20 protein-coding genes are annotated in these 14613 nt (G+C 50.5%); all 20 read right to left on the bottom strand.

The window, feature by feature from the left end:
• Positions 1-9: 9 nt before the first annotated feature.
• The gene (locus ACKTS9_RS01000; RefSeq protein WP_407878411.1) at positions 10-273 is read right to left on the bottom strand and encodes a hypothetical protein; all 264 of its coding nucleotides are present in this window, start codon (positions 271-273) and stop codon (positions 10-12) included.
• 110 nt (positions 274-383) lie between these two features.
• The gene (locus ACKTS9_RS00995) at positions 384-767 is read right to left on the bottom strand and encodes a hypothetical protein (protein WP_087290342.1); all 384 of its coding nucleotides are present in this window, start codon (positions 765-767) and stop codon (positions 384-386) included.
• 196 nt (positions 768-963) lie between these two features.
• Positions 964-2190 (bottom strand): ATP-binding protein, encoded by a 1227-nt coding sequence (locus ACKTS9_RS00990; protein WP_087290344.1) that lies wholly within the window; start codon positions 2188-2190, stop codon positions 964-966.
• Positions 2191-2376: 186 nt separating this feature from the next.
• Positions 2377-2853 (bottom strand): hypothetical protein, encoded by a 477-nt coding sequence (locus tag ACKTS9_RS00985; protein ID WP_407878408.1) that lies wholly within the window; start codon positions 2851-2853, stop codon positions 2377-2379.
• Positions 2854-2884: 31 nt separating this feature from the next.
• Positions 2885-3262 (bottom strand): hypothetical protein, encoded by a 378-nt coding sequence (locus ACKTS9_RS00980; RefSeq protein WP_407878406.1) that lies wholly within the window; start codon positions 3260-3262, stop codon positions 2885-2887.
• Between the two features lie 28 nt (positions 3263-3290).
• Entirely contained in the window at positions 3291-4280 is a 990-nt protein-coding gene (locus tag ACKTS9_RS00975) for a hypothetical protein (RefSeq protein ID WP_407878404.1), read from the bottom strand.
• A 58-nt stretch (positions 4281-4338) separates the two neighbouring features.
• Positions 4339-4770 (bottom strand): hypothetical protein, encoded by a 432-nt coding sequence (locus tag ACKTS9_RS00970; protein WP_143259595.1) that lies wholly within the window; start codon positions 4768-4770, stop codon positions 4339-4341.
• Positions 4771-4772: 2 nt separating this feature from the next.
• Entirely contained in the window at positions 4773-5222 is a 450-nt protein-coding gene (locus ACKTS9_RS00965; protein ID WP_407878401.1) for a hypothetical protein, read from the bottom strand.
• Between the two features lie 2 nt (positions 5223-5224).
• Positions 5225-5644: a hypothetical protein gene (locus tag ACKTS9_RS00960; protein ID WP_407878399.1), complete on the bottom strand. Its 420-nt coding sequence runs from the start codon at positions 5642-5644 to the stop codon at positions 5225-5227.
• Between the two features lie 27 nt (positions 5645-5671).
• Positions 5672-5962, bottom strand: coding sequence for a DUF4314 domain-containing protein (locus ACKTS9_RS00955; protein WP_407878397.1), 291 nt, complete (start codon positions 5960-5962; stop codon positions 5672-5674).
• 179 nt (positions 5963-6141) lie between these two features.
• Entirely contained in the window at positions 6142-6588 is a 447-nt protein-coding gene (locus ACKTS9_RS00950) for a hypothetical protein (RefSeq protein WP_087290358.1), read from the bottom strand.
• Positions 6589-6873: 285 nt separating this feature from the next.
• A complete protein-coding gene (locus tag ACKTS9_RS00945; protein ID WP_407878395.1) occupies positions 6874-7938 on the bottom strand; it encodes a hypothetical protein in 1065 nt (354 codons plus the stop codon).
• A 3-nt stretch (positions 7939-7941) separates the two neighbouring features.
• Positions 7942-8229, bottom strand: a complete 288-nt coding sequence (locus tag ACKTS9_RS00940; protein ID WP_205456646.1) for a hypothetical protein — start codon at positions 8227-8229, stop codon at positions 7942-7944.
• A gap of 15 nt (positions 8230-8244) precedes the next feature.
• Entirely contained in the window at positions 8245-8910 is a 666-nt protein-coding gene (locus tag ACKTS9_RS00935) for a hypothetical protein (protein WP_407878392.1), read from the bottom strand.
• Positions 8911-9102: 192 nt separating this feature from the next.
• Positions 9103-10188, bottom strand: coding sequence for a hypothetical protein (locus ACKTS9_RS00930; protein ID WP_407878390.1), 1086 nt, complete (start codon positions 10186-10188; stop codon positions 9103-9105).
• Between the two features lie 61 nt (positions 10189-10249).
• On the bottom strand, positions 10250-10678 hold the full coding sequence (locus tag ACKTS9_RS00925) for a macro domain-containing protein (protein WP_407878388.1): 429 nt from the start codon (positions 10676-10678) through the stop codon (positions 10250-10252).
• Entirely contained in the window at positions 10675-11400 is a 726-nt protein-coding gene (locus ACKTS9_RS00920; RefSeq protein WP_407878386.1) for a hypothetical protein, read from the bottom strand. Before ACKTS9_RS00920 ends, ACKTS9_RS00925 begins: the two co-directional genes overlap by 4 nt.
• Positions 11401-11485: 85 nt before the next feature.
• On the bottom strand, positions 11486-13408 hold the full coding sequence (locus ACKTS9_RS00915; protein WP_407878384.1) for a hypothetical protein: 1923 nt from the start codon (positions 13406-13408) through the stop codon (positions 11486-11488).
• 16 nt (positions 13409-13424) lie between these two features.
• Positions 13425-13829 carry a hypothetical protein gene (locus ACKTS9_RS00910; protein WP_407878382.1) on the bottom strand — a complete coding sequence of 135 codons (405 nt, stop codon included), beginning with the start codon at positions 13827-13829 and terminating at the stop codon, positions 13425-13427.
• 105 nt (positions 13830-13934) lie between these two features.
• Positions 13935-14456, bottom strand: coding sequence for a hypothetical protein (locus ACKTS9_RS00905; RefSeq protein ID WP_407878380.1), 522 nt, complete (start codon positions 14454-14456; stop codon positions 13935-13937).
• Positions 14457-14613: the final 157 nt, after the last annotated feature.

Raw genomic sequence — 14613 nt, 5'->3', positions numbered from 1 at the left:
GGGCGCTCCTCAGATGAAGGGCAGCGGATGCTTGTCGGCAATCGCTGCGATTTCCTTTGCCAGTTGTACAGCAGCTTCGTTGCGGGCGTCCGGAGTGACTTCCGCCATCTCGCGGGCCATAGCCACGAACAGGCGCATCACCGACTGCTGCAGGGTCTTGTGCCCACGGCAGATGGTTACAGCAAATGTTTTTTCGTCCACGCCGAATGCGTTTACAAATTCGAGCAAGCTCTCAGCCTGCTCTTTTGCGAAATTTTTCCGAGAATTCTCCATCACGAATAGCCTCCTTATTTTTTGGTAATGAAATGTCAGAACTTGATGGTCAGCTGATGGCTGTGCGGCAAGTCTTCCAGGGTTACGGAAAGAATGCGAGATGGTCGCCTTCAGCTTCTCAGCGTTTTTTCGACCAGATTGGCGTATTCCATCATCGGGCAGAACTGATTCCAGCCGCCGGTGAAGTCTCTCGGTCCAGCAGCAGTGCGGACGAGAACATTGCCCATAAAGCCGCCTTCACAGAGGTCCATCGGGCGCTCGCCGCGAGGAACCGAAAAGCTGAAATACGCATATTTTCCACCTTTTTCGATGAATCCGGACACATCATAGTGACCAGCCGAAAAGGAAACGAGTTCGGCGCCCAACTCTTTGGCAACCGTTTTGGCGGTGGAGCGGAAATCGCGAGCAAACATTCTGAACTGCTGGCTTACAACGCCGCCGTCGTCCTGAACACTCTGCCCGTTCCATTTTTTGACAAAAGATTTGATAGTCATGTCTTTTCTCCTTTTTTCAAAATTTCCAGATGATATGTACACAAAGAAAAACGCAGATACTGCATCACTTCCGTGACACAGTATCTGCGTTCTATTCTTTGATGGAAATATTATATGCTACTTTTCGGGGCAAGCGTTAGCGGACAGAAAACGAGAGCCCATTCTCCCCTATTACCTACACAATTGGATGAGCCCATCATGCCTCGCTTTCCAGAAGCCAATCCACCAAGTTTTTCACTCGGATTCCGTTGTAGTTCCCCAAAACGAGAACATCGGTGGTAAGCACCATCTTTTCGTAATTGTCCCGAATGCTTTCAAGCGGCCGCATTTCCCGCTCAAAAGTCTCCTTCGCAGACATATCGGCTGTTACTTGAAAATACTTGTACTCGCCGTTTTTTTCGGCCACGAAATCGACCTCAGCATTTCCTTGCCTGCCAATGTTGACCTTGTATCCGCGACGAACAAGCTCAAAAAAGACGATGTTTTCCAGAGAGAATCCGAAATCATAGGCTTTACGGGGAAGTATGTGATTCCGAAGCCCAAGGTCTACGATATACAGTTTGCGGCTGGCCTTCAGAAGTTGCTTACCCGCAACGTCGATTCTCTCGGCTGGATAAAAAACGTAGGATTCTGTAAGGGCTTCCACATAATTGCTCACAGTATTGGGCGAGACCTTTCTGCCAGCCGATGTGAGATAGCTCGCCACATTTCGAATGGATACCGGACTCCCAACAACACTGGAAAGGTATCTGGCGATGGTTTTTAGGAGCGCAATATCGGTAATTCTTCTTTTATCCGGGCTGCTTTCCTTCCGGGCTTGTCGGTCCTCGATGTCCTTCACAATGACCGTGTTGTAGATGCCTTCCAGATATGTTTCCACCTTCTCAGCCGTCCGGCTCATCGCCGCAACATATGGCATTCCGCCGTATCGCAGGTATTCAGCAAAGCCCTGCATTTTTTCCTGCCCGGTGATTTCGAGAAACTCTCGAAAAGATAACGGCAGCATTTTGATTTCAACGTACCGCCCAGTGAGCAAGGTCGCTAAGTCACCGGATAGCATATAGGCGTTGGAGCCTGTGATGTACAAATCCACCCCAGGCTTCACATACAGACTATCGACAGCTTTTTCGAAATCTGGAACTTTCTGGATTTCGTCAAGAAAAATGTATGTGGTCTTTCCGGGAACGAGCCGCTCCTTCAAATGGGCATAGAGTTTTTTGTAGTCCAACAGCGCTTCGTATTCCAGCTCTTCGAAATTGATAGACACAATCTGCTCCTCGGCGACCCCATTCTTGGAAAGCCATGTGCGATATTGGGATAGCAGGGTCGATTTTCCGCATCGCCGGATTCCTGTTACGACTTTGATGACCTGCTCGTCTTTCCAGCGAATCAGCGATTTCAGATATTCTTTCCGTTCGACCACGATAATCGCCTCCTTTTCGTTCTTATTATAGCATACAGAAGAGAAAATTTCAATTCGTGCTCAATTTTCGGAACAGTATTTACCGACAACAAACAAAAAAGCGGTCTCCCAAAAAGGAGACCGCAGATTATAGCCCATATGGTGGGCTGTACTCCGGCAGGATTGTTGAAGATTGGTTACAGAATATCAGAACCAGTTGCTCAACGGATACCATGTGAATGGGTTTGCCTTCAAACAATCCGTTCGTTCTGAACCCACGAAGTCGCTCGTTTTCCCAACGAGCCACTGCTCTTTCCTCTCATCGAACAAATAAACATATTCGGCATTGGAGATATCGGCCAGATGTTGGATAAATTTTTTGTCTCCCGAAATGGAGAGGTCGGACAGCTCGTTAATTTCCAAGGGTTCGTTTCGGTCTCGATGATATGCGACCGTTACGAGCTCGTTCGGCATATCGAAGCTATGGGACATCCCCGGGTTAGGAGCGACAAGTTCCTTGAGGACGGATAGACCGCCCAGTTGGATAAGCTGTCTGGCTTTTTCTTTTGTGTCATAGTAGTCGTGCAGAATGGCACCAGCACCGGACAGATATCCGTCCCAGTGCAAGTATATCGCACGGCATTTTGTGCCATCAGTGACAGCGATTGTTGCATGTGTACTCATAGGGTTTTACTCTTTTTATATGTTCATTCTTTCAATTTTTTTCGGCCATGATATTATTTACCGCGTTGTTGATAACATCGCTGCCGGCCTTCCATGCGGCATTTTCGACTTCATCCCAGTCGATTGCCTCGAATGCCTGGTCTACGACCTGTTCTGCTTCATTCGGGGCCAACGTCTGAAAATCCGTCTGGTACATACCGCTCATCGCGCTAATCCAGACATCCGAGATGCCCCACATATTTGCAGCTTCGTAGGCAGCACAATCGACCAACCGCATTTTATCAGCCCCTTCAGCGCAAAGACGCTCCAGCTCTTTAAGAGCCTTTTTATCATCTTCGTTCAAAGGCTTCGCACTGTTCTGCGCGGCCGCGAGAATATTGAGTAACGAATTTTTCTGAATGCTGTTCATTTGCCTTGCCTCCTGTTTCTTTTCGACATCAGTCCACGGCAATTTTTTCGGCAAACCGCAAATAGTGCAGCAGCCGTTCCTTGCCGCTAAACCCGGATTCGCCCTTTTCTGCTCTCAGGGCTTCCCCGCTGCCGTCGCATTCGAACGGATACAGGAATTCGACCGGCGTGTTGTTGCCCATGTAGGCTTTCACGGACAATTTTGCGACCGGGAACGACTTGTCCCCGCTCGTGTGAATACGCCCTTCAGCCCACACGTCGATTTGCCATACAGCGCCTTTCCCGTCTCGGCTCAGTTCAGCAGGTACATAAGCCTCAAAATTGGCAAGCAGGAAAGGTCGGTCCGGTCGATTTCGGTACTCGTCCAACACACGGTTTTCCGACAGGATGAATCCGCTCTGCCAACCGATGTTTTTCCCGTCCTCCAGAAGCAACTGCTCACCGATTTTTCGAATCAGACCGGTCAGGGCAGTGTATTCCTTATTTTCTCGGCCAAACGGCTCAGAGGCGATAGCGTAGGTCGTTACCGGACGGAAAATGTGGTTATCCAGGGACTGCCGCATGCGGGTCGCTTCTTTCCGGCTGAAATGAATAGACATGGTTTCCCAGCTTCCATCCAGACGTCGGAAAGTGATGTCGTCCGGGTCGATACCATATTTCTCGACATAATCGAGAGCATCATACACAGGCTGCCCGTTCAGCCCCTTGCTTTCCATCGCATCTTTCAGCGGAACGAATTCCGCTTCCCGCTTTTCGAGCTCCAGATGATGCTTTACCAATTCATCCAGGGATTCAAAGGTAAGGTAGTTACCGCAGAGGTCTCCATATTCGAACTGGTCGCCCTCTTCGGGAGGATATGCCTCTTCGAGGGATTCGGTCGAATAGGCCTCCCGCATTTGTTGCAGGAGAAAAACAGGATTGCGCGTTCCGGAGTTTTCCCGGCTGCCCGGGAAATGGAGCGCAGCGAGCTGGCGCGCATAGAATTCTTCTTCACATGACAGGTCTCTAAACAGTTTCATAATTTTTTGCACCCTCTTCAATCAGTTCAGTAATAGACTCCTCAATCGTATTCATATCTTACTCTTCCAAGATATGATGATGACCACGCTTCAGCTCCGTGGCGAGCAGGTCGCTCTCAGAAGCCTTGATGATGACGATGCAGAAGTCTTTGCTTTCGGGAACGAGTACAACATACTCATCTCCCAGCTGCTCCTGAAGGTCTTTGCAAATCTGTACCAGCTTTGTTTCCGGGAACTCCCAAGAAACGCACTGATAATCTTTGAGTTCATCAGTCTTTTTAACCCAGCCGGAGCCATTGTCTGCATTTTTAAAAAGCAGGTACTGAACGTTATCCATGCTGGCCGGTTTAATGCCCTTGTGCCAATATCGTGCCGGAAGTTCCAACGGCGAAAAGCAGCAGGAGCACATTCCTCTCAGATAGGTGAAGTGGGCGAAATCCAGCCCATTGTCTTCTCGGATTTTTCGCAGATTCAGGTCCTGATATTTCACTTTTAATCCTCCAATCTCTTTTGCAGTTCCACCCAGGCTTCGTCCGTGAGGGGCCGACCACATTCAGGGCAAAATTTTGCGTCGCGTAGCCTCTCCTGAACCTTCCGCCATTCCAAGAATTTGTCACAGGAATAGCCGCACTGCGGAGCGTTTTTCTTAAAGCATCCGTTTTGATAACATGGGTCTACTTCTTCCCGCCGCCCACACAGTTTGCACGCTTCCCACTTCTCCTGGCTGATGCACAGGGGTTGCTGGGCATAAAATCTTTTCGATGCAGCTTTTTCAAGCGGCAAATAATAGCCCGCAGCATTGATTACACAATCTCCAAAATCCGGATGAGCGAGCTGCACAATAAACCATTGCTTTGCCGTTCTCCAGTATACCGGCTGCCCATTCTTCTCTCTCAGTTGTTCAAGAGTCAAGGCTACATCACTCATGTTTTTGTTTTTCACTTTCAGCCCTCCGACAGATGTTCGTTTTCTTTGGACCAGAGCTCGCAGGGCGTTGCCCCATAGGCCGCTTTGCAGATTTCAGGGAGAACTGCTTTCAGCTCGGCGATTTGCTCATCGTCCATTTCCACACTGTATGCTTCATCAGCATCGGGAGCCATATAGCATACCACCAGCTCCACCCTGTCGGCATACGGATACCAGTTCAGGTACACATTGATGTAATCATCGTTTTCGTCTGTGTTGACATGCAGGCCGAAGGCTTTGTCTACATCGAATACGGTCGGAATATAGAAGTTCAGATAAGTCCCTTCTCCGTCACCTTCGATGCACCATTCCTCCTGTTGCCACATCTCAAACTGCTTAATGCAGCCAGAATCTTTCATAATGATTTTTTCCGGTAAAACCGTTCTTTGTTTATTCACTTTTTTCGCCTCCTCATTTTTCGACCTTCAGAGATTCTTCGGTGGATTTCCGTCGTCCCAGAGCGTGTTCGAGACCACACCGGTTTGCACATTTCGAACAATGTCTGAATTCCAGACAACTCCCAGGCCTGAGCCGTTTTCCCAGTGGACGAAAATCGTTCCGATAGCATCCACTCGAACCACTTTTCCTCGTGTCCCCCTGGGGATTTTGTGATAGACGTCATCCATCCAGATGAGTTCGACTTCGCAGCCTTCCGGAAACGCCTCGCAGATTCGCTGTACGCAATCGTGTGTGGGAATTAAACCCAAGTTTGCCATAATTCACTTCTCCTTTTTTCAAAAATTACCGATTTTATGTACACAAAGAAAAACGCGGATACCGCACCACTTTCGTAGTACGATATCCGCGTATGATTCTTTGATGATTTTATTTTACGGGTTTTTCGGGGAAAAACAAGAGCGGCCCCCGTGAGGAAGCCGCTCTGTGAAAACTGGCGTTACCACCAGTTTTCGTTGTCATCCCAGCTGACCGCTCCAGGCAACACCCAATGTGTTGACCCGGAAGCGGTTTTCAGCAGGATGCCGAGGCGGTCGTCATCAGGTCCGACGTGCCCAAAGCACGCCCGAGCCCGGACAACCGGCGTGGACTGGTAGAACCAGCTCACGCCTTCGTCACCGGGGATAACACGAAACACCCAAAGGCGTTTCGCGTCATCGACCCCGATAACGACATTCTCCGCACCGCCATGAGCTTTGGTGACGCGCCCTGCGTCATCATGCTCTGCGACATGCGTGAGAATGGCCGCAGCTTGGCACCGAAAGCCTGCTCGCAGAAAATTTTCAGGAACAGCCCCAGACGGAGCGGTTTCCCAAAAACTTCTGGAGTAGCTTCCAGCGCCGCCGATGCGGATGGAGGAATTGCGGTTGTTGATAGAGTTAGACATATGTCATACCCTTTCTACCGTCGCCTTTTACAGCGATAATGCGGCATCCAGCCCCTTTGGGGATGGAGTCCAGCGGCCAACAAAACCACTGGATTTTCGATGCATCTGTACGCTGCCGGAATATCCGCAGCGTATTCGTAATGGGGGATTTGCGACTGTCCTCTTTCCAGAGAACAACAAAACACGGATGCCGTGTTGTTTTCGTAGCACAGCATCCGCGTTTGATTTCTTTGATACTCTAAGTGTATCTACTTTTCGGGGAAATGCAAGCATTTGTTCCGGCACTTAGTTTTTCTGCCGGAACCATACCCAATCATGTCGGCCGTGGAAGACCCAAACAGAGGAAGAGGGGCGCCCTTCCTCTTGCAGAGGCGTCCAGCTGAGGCCGTTGTTCGTGCTGAACAGAAAATCCTTTGGAGCTTTTTTTACATCCTCGTTCACGCCAACGATGATGCCCTCGGGGATTCGCCGGAACATAGCGTTCTCGTAGGCGATTTTCCCGATATCCATAGGTGCCGTTCTCCAGCGCAAACCGTCATAGGAGTACATCCAGCCAGCCGGATTTGCATAAACCTTTCGCCGTGCATCCGATTGGCCTTCCCCCGATTCATCCGGGAAAATGATTTCGCCAAAGACTTTTTGATATTTCTGAAGGAGTCTCTGGCAGGCATTTGCGTTTCGGAGCTTTTCCTGCTCACGCAGCTCTAGGAACTGACCGATAACCAGCCGGATATGGTCTGTATCAGCAGATGCCTCAACATATTGGAGCTGGCGGAAAGGAATCCGCTCGCCATCGACCTCGAAGATGAAAAGTCGCTGTTCCCAGTTGACCGCAAGGCAGCGCACTCCCCGGTATTCGAGGTCATACGAATCGAACTTTCCCTGGTCTGGATTTTGCTGCATGGTGCATTCCCCACCAGCACAATCCTTGGAGTCTCGCGTGCAGAACGGGCATTTACCAGCTGCTTTTGCATGACATTCGTTGGCATTGACGCACGGAACCTCATCGTCAGCAAAGAATGGGAAGCAAGTTTGGATGCCGGCGTCATTGAGGATTTTCTCAGCCGTTTCCGTGATGTCGCCTATAATGGACATATCCCATTCAAGGGGCTTGCCGGAAAGAACCTTATGCTCTTTTAGGACATCCTCTGCCAGACGGATTGCCTTTTTCGCCAGGACGTTGTCGATGGGGAATCCTTCCTCGCTGGCTTTCAGATTTTCGAGGGCCTCTTTCGCGGCACAAATACGCTTTTCCTGGTCGTCTTCGGTGTTGACCGTTTTGAGCAGCCTGAAGAAGAGGTCGTCGATAGCGTCGTTGCGTTCTGTAAGGAAATCTTCAAAGCTCAACATGATTTACCCCTCCTCTACCTGTACCACAGCGTATACATTATGGTAACATTCGAAATTTCCCGGTTCGCGCTCACCGACCGAATAGGGAATTTTCATCTGCACGCAGAACGGGCAATCGGCAGCGGTAGCGGCAACACAGCCCTCCTGGCCGTAAGCGTCCTTGTCGGACAGGAACAGTTTGTCGGCAAAAGCAATCGCATCGGAAAGTAACGCGAAAGACTTTTCCTGTACGGTGATGATGTCGAACTCGTTGGTGTTTTCATTGGAATAATGGTTCAGAATGATATACATATTACATCTCTCCTTTTAATTGCTTTTGCCGGCGACCTTCTTAACATGGAACTCAATCTCATCATAGCTCAGTCGGCCGATGTGGAGGTAAACGTTTTTACCTTCAGCTGATGCCGGCCGCCCAGAGAGTTCCTCACCCCAACCTTCAAGCAGCCATTTCTGAAGTGCATCAAGCAAACGATTCCATTGCCGTTCCTCAATGTCTGCGCCAACCAGCAGCGCATACACAGCCATCTCCGGCAGGCCAGATGCATTGGTTTCGATGCAAGGCCAAATGAAACGGACCCGCTCCTTGATGTCAGCAAGATGCTCTTCGTTCAGAAATGCGGAAAAATCCGAATTCTCCGCGTATGTCTGGAGAACCTTCTGAAGCTCTTCGGTATACCGCTTGAGCTGGTGGTCCGACACATCGGTGATGTTATCGTCGTCTTCGATTTCGCCCCAAACCGGTGCCGCTATGCGGTAAAGCGCTCCGTTAGTCAAGGCCGTTACAACCGCATCTCGTTCAGCCCTGTTGTGGCAGAAAACGAATTGGTCACTGGGAAACTCATGGAAATTCTCGTAATACCACTGTTTGAATTCAGCGATATCGTTGGGGCCGCTTATCTGCGTCGAAATGATATGTCGCAGCGGAACAGAGGACCCATTGAAAACGACCACGATACGCTCATTATTCTTCATTTTTTTGTTCACCTCTTCGTTTTTATGTACGCAAAGAAAAACACGGATACCGCGTCACTTTCGTGACTCGATATCCGTGTTTGATACTTTGATAGGATTATTTTAATCGTTTTTCGGGGAAGAGACAAGCCTGCCGCAGCCGTCTGGAACGCTTTTGGCTCTCAGTAATGTCGGGATACTCATTATATGAAATCAGCTCTGAGCGGTCCCAGATTGGCTCTCAGGGCCATGTACCTTTCGGATGGTCGGCAACTCGGTCTCCCCGTTTCTGCCAGGAAGAACCAAAGTAGGCTCAATCCAACGGACTTCGAGGGTGGTTCTGCCAGCCCCCGTCCAGTAGTGATGCCAATGGGCACGCCGGACATGAGGCCGGACAGTATGCCCGCCGGTTGGGCCGGTCGTTTGGCAGGATGCAGAGGACTGTTCCTTCAGCTGCTGCTCGAAACTTTTGCCGAGAGCGTATCCCACTCGATAGGCTTTCACCGCCACTCGTTTTGGTTTTCCGCCATGCGAAGAAGGAATAAGCGGCCGTTCGGATTTGGGAATACGGACTTCCCGGATTTCGGCGTTTCTCGAAGCCAGGTAATAACAGGCAGATACAGCGATGCGCAGACAGCGGGCCATTTGCTGGCGGTCTGTCTGTGCAGTTTCGTCGTTCAGATTCCTATGCCGACCAGGGGTCGTTGTGACTGTGATATCCCCTGCTTTTCCCTCTCCGGTTATATCTGCCTCAGCCAATGCGGTCCGGGCGTCACGGAACGATTTCAGAAACATTTTCCCATTGAGGCACCATTGCATCTCGATTTTCAGAAGGATATCTTCTGCTCGTTTGGCAGATTTGAAGGGACACAGGAGAAACAGAGTGTCCGTATCATTTTCCCCATAGCTCTCATCGAACTCGACGTGGACGAACATTCCGTCGTAGCCAAGGCCGGCTGGAAGAGCCATCACGAAGTCCCGGTATGGCAGGCGTTTCAGGACGTCCGCATATACTGGAGCATCTTCTGTCTGTTCCAGCACGGAGAGAAATCTGGGGGAAAAATCGTAAATCGTTTTTGCGAATCGCCAAAAATGGCCGATGTAAAAGCGAACAAAGTGCATCGCCGCATCCTCATTTGGCATTCCGCTGGTTGTCGATACTTTTTCGACATCGGAAACGAGCGTGAGGAGGTAGCGGCTCATTCCGAGGTCGATGTTCTTCGGAGCTTCTGTTTCATCTCGGATGAACGGGTCAGGCTCGGCCAGTACCAAAGCGCTCTGAATAATTTTCTTGTCCATGAAAAAACTCCTTCTCAAAAAGAATAGCGCCCAGGAAAAATCCCGGGCGCCGATTCGTGTATTATTCTTCAGGCAATTTGATGACCACAGCGTTGGGCAGGTATTGCTCAATGAGAGCGCTGACCATAGCCCAGTCGCCTCCAGCCAATCCACAGCCGATTCCGTATGGTAAGTATACCGGTAAATGATGAACATAGGAAAAGTGAGCCACTGTGCGGAAACCATTCGCCAGGGCATCATAGTCCGTCTGGGTTTCTCCTCGGCCGACCCGTTCTTGACCATAAATGCCGGCGATGTAGAAATCCTCAGCCATCTGGGTAAAGAAAGCCTTTCCCAACCGTGGCTGACGGCCCATATAATCCAGGTAGTGCCGATAGTATTTGCGGCGGATTTTCAGCGCCAGGCCGGCGCCCATGACTCGCTGGCAGTTGACCTGGTGAACGATGATGCCCCGATGGACACTCAGGATGTCGCCGATTGTAATTCTCATGTGTGGGCCTCCGTGCCGTCCTTTTCGACGATTCGATTATCGACTTTCACCAGCCGGATACTCACAATGGTACGCAGCAGCTCATGCAGGCTCTCGAACTCCAGTTCGGTGCCTCGCCCCAGCTTGTCGAAGAATGCCGCGTTCCAGGCCGGGTAGTCGTTCTCCCGACTGTACGAAAAACCATTGGCACCATTTTTCGCCATGTCTCTGATATCGTCTTCCAGGTCTCCCAGAACATCCATGAAAGACACGCTGGGCCAGGAGGTTTTGACCGGGATATGCAGGTATCTCTCGAGGTCCCCGTCATCAGCGACCATACGGATTTCGATGAGGGCATCTGTTTTGACGTTGACTGCACAATCAATGTATTCGTCCACAGTCGGAAGCTGGTAAGTGGCATCCTCGGAGATGAACGGCAGATAATACTCCGTGAGTCGCAGTTCTTCGTACCCGCCGTCCGAAACTTCACGCAGGATATTGCGCTTGTTTTCGAACAAGAGGTCGTCCTCCAACATCTGTTCCAGAATCGTTTTGCCGGTTTTGTCTTTGTCCGCAATCAGATAAGATGCGAGGCCGTGTTTGTCGGTTTTTTCTCCGACAACAAGACCCCAGCGGTGCGGGAATGCGACTCCATCGCGTGCAGCTTCCAGAGTCCGCTCGGTTTTGATGGGACAGTATGCAGGAAGAGGTTTGCCGACATATTTGTAGTTCTTGGTCTCCATGATATTTTTCCTTTCAAAATCAGATTTTGGCAAAATGCCCCACAGAGAGAAATCCCTGTGGGGCTTGTTTTCGGGATGAAATTGGTCAGTTTTCGGGATTCACAGGGCTTGTCCAGCGGCCCGGGTTCAGTTGCATTTGATTTTTGGCGAAAAGCCGAACCGAATCCGCAAGGATGCCGCTGACCCGTTCGCCCCAGTCATCATCTGGACGGTGAAGTGAGTAAACCTCGTCTTCATCTGTACGGTACTCGAAGAATCGAGACTCGGAATCCTTAACGGACACGGTTACTTCGTCGCAGTATCCGTCACAAAGATACAGCGGGCAAGCAGCAATGTGGGCCTTGACCAATTCCTCGTAGAAATTGAGGCCGGACCAGGAATACCAAAACTCCAAGTTTCCCTTCATGCGCAGAAGCTCATTGTATACCTCTTTCGCGCCCTCTATTCCTACTATATCATCGAGATTTCGCGCCGGATTTTCTTCGCCGTGTATAGTCACAGTCTCGTAAAGCAGAGAACCGTCCTCGCAAGAATCGCTGGAAGGCTCGATTTCGACTATCCGTCGGCTCTGGATGTCCACCTTACAACCTGTGACAATCACGGAGCCATCGTCCCAACGGGATGTAAACAGTCCATGGACGATTTCAGTGTCTGAATCGTCTTCGGAATCTGCCTCAGCGGCGTTTTTCGTTTTGGCGATTTCCCCCTCCAGACTCCGGCCATTAAGAGAGTACCAAAATTGGGGAGAGGGGTTTTCTTTGATACGAACCAGACTTTCGTAGGCCTCTGCTGGCTCAAGACCGACCACAAGGTCGTCGATGTTTTGGACGGGATACTCCTGTCCGTTGACTGTTACGGTTTCGCGAATGAACTGGTCACTTTCATCTTCAGCAGGCCCAAACCATGCACAAATGTTGTTGATTTCACGGCTCTTCAGGTTTACGTCACAGGGGGCTACAACTTGAGTTCCAGAGTTCCAGTGGCTGACGAATAGGCCAGTGACGATATCACCGGAATCTCTGGGCAGAATGGGGCGATTGTTTTCTCCTGCATCCTTCAGAACAATTTCGGGAATCGGCTGGGCAACTTCGTCAATGTCGAAGGAATCCTCGACATATTGAGCATTTTGGGGCAAATCAAATTCGTCCACATGCTCCTGAGCAGTACGGACAGCTTCTTTGGCGCTCTCAGCCTGTACCTGGACATATCCAGACATTGACCATGTGGCAGGAATATACCATGTGGTCGTCCCGGCGGGAGCTTCATCCGACTCCTCGCTTTCAGGCACAATTTGTATAGTCTCATGGGCCTTAATGAGCTCTTCGTAGAAGTCGAGGCCGGATGCGGAATACCAATACGCCTTGGCTTTCTCCATCGCCAGGAGTTCCCGGTATACATCGGCAGGGGCGTTCTGGCTGGTAATGATGTCGATATTCTGGACGGCATGCTGTTCGCCGTTTGCCTCTACCGTCTCATAGTCTGCGGTCCACCACAGGCCGCGCAGGTCCTTTTCACAGGAACTGTCGAAGGGCACGATGGCAATGACCTGTCGGGTCCGAACATCCACTCGGCAAGGAGATGTCGTAGTGAAGCCGGATTTCCAATGGGAGGAAAACCAGCCATCTTTCTGGTCTATTGCGCGACTCTTGCCGACACGGGCCCATTCTTTCGGGTCCTCCGCAGCACGTTCTTGAGCTCTTATCGTAGCCATTATGTAGGCGGAATTGAGGAAATCGCTGAATTCGAGGCCGGTGAACGCCCGAAACAGGTTCATGTACATCTCCATGCCTTTCAGGTCAGCCTGCTTCCACGCCTTTTCGAAAATCTTGAGGACGGCATCGGCAAACCCGCTCTGGCAATCGCAGGAATCTACGAGGCCTGCCAGGAAGGTGTCCACATCGCTCGGCTGTTTGCCGAAGTCGTTTGCCAGTTTCCGCAATTCAACGACCTTTTTGCCGGGAGTCAGGGATTTGTAAGGTTCAAAATTCTGATTCATAGTAAAAATCATCTCCTCTGTTATGTACTCAGGATGCCAGGCTGTGAGCGTCGTTCAGCATAGCACAGAAACGCTCGGCCATGTCCACATATTCCTTGGTCAGGGGCGAAGTGCAGTCCTTAGCGTACCGCAGGGCCAGATTCACTTCCTTCTCCGACAGGAGGAACTTGGGGATAAGCCAGGCTTTCATGGCGCGGTCCAGGTTTTCCTTGAGCGCACGGATTTTCTCATGCATCCCGGCGATTCGGTGCGCATTAAGCTCGTTGCGCAAACGGGCCTCTTCCCGGTTCCATTTGACACTCATGTTCTCATCGAATACGGTGTTTTCGCTGACGGAAGGATGCTGATTCAGAGAAGCGCTTACTTCCTTTTCCAGCCCGATGGCAGTCTGTTCCGACCGGAGGGCGATTGCATAGATGTCTGTTTTTTCCATAGTGAAAAATCTCCTTTGTATGTAATTACAAAGAAAAAACGCGAGCCCCGCGCTATTTTCGTAGCTCAGGATTCGCGTTCTATTCTTTGATGGGAACATTATATGTTACTTTTCGGGGTGGGTGTTAGCTGTTTGGATTTCATCCCAAAAACGTCGGCCATGCCATTTTGAGAGGACCTTGTTTGCTTGCTCGGAAAAAGCAATCGTGCCCAAAAGGGCGACTATTTCCAGACCGGCAAAAAGGCCTAAGAAAACCAAGACCAGCGAGAGTGAAATCTCTTTTGCTGCAATCAGCATCAGGAGGAAGACAGCCGGCTGTATGGTTGCTGCGGATTTCGCCGACGTTTTGCACTGGTCGGCAATCGGCGTCAAATCTTCCCGGAGAATTTTCAAGGAAGCGTGAGAAATAAGGAACAAATCTTCCACGGTACTCCAGGTCTCCCCGGTAGCCGGGTCGGTCTTCGGGAACTCGATGTTGTCTCGAATTTCCCGCGCTTGTTCCCATGCGTCCACTTCCCTTTTCCATGCAGAGCAGAAGCGTTTCTTCCGACCAAGTGCTGCCATGCAAATCTCATGTAGGATGAGTACATTGGCTGTGTAGCTATCAAGCCCTGTTTGCCAAGGCATCTCGATACCTCTTTGTCCATTCAGGCTATGCCGGCCGTCGGAATAATGGAAGGCTGCGAAGGGGTCGTTTGGGACAAAAATTGGGGCCATGCTGGGGAGGTATGGTAATCCTTGCGCTTCAAGCACGGCAGCGACTTGAGGCCAGAGGTATGGAGGG

The sequence above is a fragment of the Owariibacterium komagatae genome (assembly GCF_045865535.1).
Classification (GTDB): domain Bacteria; phylum Bacillota; class Clostridia; order Oscillospirales; family Ruminococcaceae; genus Ruthenibacterium; species Ruthenibacterium komagatae.
This window is presented reverse-complemented; position numbering and strand designations above follow the sequence as displayed.

Bases quoted from the DNA above. Each gene is read 5' to 3' on its own strand.
- ACKTS9_RS00930 (WP_407878390.1), bottom strand. From the start codon at position 10,188: ATGGACAAGAAAATTATTCAGAGCGCTTTGGTACTGGCCGAGCCTGAC.
- ACKTS9_RS00975 (WP_407878404.1), bottom strand. From the start codon at position 4,280: ATGAAACTGTTTAGAGACCTGTCATGTGAAGAAGAATTCTATGCGCGC.
- ACKTS9_RS01000 (WP_407878411.1), bottom strand. From the start codon at position 273: ATGGAGAATTCTCGGAAAAATTTCGCAAAAGAGCAGGCTGAGAGCTTG.
- ACKTS9_RS00910 (WP_407878382.1), bottom strand. From the start codon at position 13,829: ATGGAAAAAACAGACATCTATGCAATCGCCCTCCGGTCGGAACAGACT.
- ACKTS9_RS00950 (WP_087290358.1), bottom strand. From the start codon at position 6,588: ATGTCTAACTCTATCAACAACCGCAATTCCTCCATCCGCATCGGCGGC.
- ACKTS9_RS00925 (WP_407878388.1), bottom strand. From the start codon at position 10,678: ATGAGAATTACAATCGGCGACATCCTGAGTGTCCATCGGGGCATCATC.
- ACKTS9_RS00940 (WP_205456646.1), bottom strand. From the start codon at position 8,229: ATGTATATCATTCTGAACCATTATTCCAATGAAAACACCAACGAGTTC.
- ACKTS9_RS00995 (WP_087290342.1), bottom strand. From the start codon at position 767: ATGACTATCAAATCTTTTGTCAAAAAATGGAACGGGCAGAGTGTTCAG.
- ACKTS9_RS00920 (WP_407878386.1), bottom strand. From the start codon at position 11,400: ATGGAGACCAAGAACTACAAATATGTCGGCAAACCTCTTCCTGCATAC.
- ACKTS9_RS00945 (WP_407878395.1), bottom strand. From the start codon at position 7,938: ATGTTGAGCTTTGAAGATTTCCTTACAGAACGCAACGACGCTATCGAC.
- ACKTS9_RS00980 (WP_407878406.1), bottom strand. From the start codon at position 3,262: ATGAACAGCATTCAGAAAAATTCGTTACTCAATATTCTCGCGGCCGCG.
- ACKTS9_RS00985 (WP_407878408.1), bottom strand. From the start codon at position 2,853: ATGAGTACACATGCAACAATCGCTGTCACTGATGGCACAAAATGCCGT.
- ACKTS9_RS00905 (WP_407878380.1), bottom strand. From the start codon at position 14,456: ATGCCTTGGCAAACAGGGCTTGATAGCTACACAGCCAATGTACTCATC.
- ACKTS9_RS00955 (WP_407878397.1), bottom strand. From the start codon at position 5,962: ATGGCAAACTTGGGTTTAATTCCCACACACGATTGCGTACAGCGAATC.
- ACKTS9_RS00935 (WP_407878392.1), bottom strand. From the start codon at position 8,910: ATGAAGAATAATGAGCGTATCGTGGTCGTTTTCAATGGGTCCTCTGTT.
- ACKTS9_RS00915 (WP_407878384.1), bottom strand. From the start codon at position 13,408: ATGATTTTTACTATGAATCAGAATTTTGAACCTTACAAATCCCTGACT.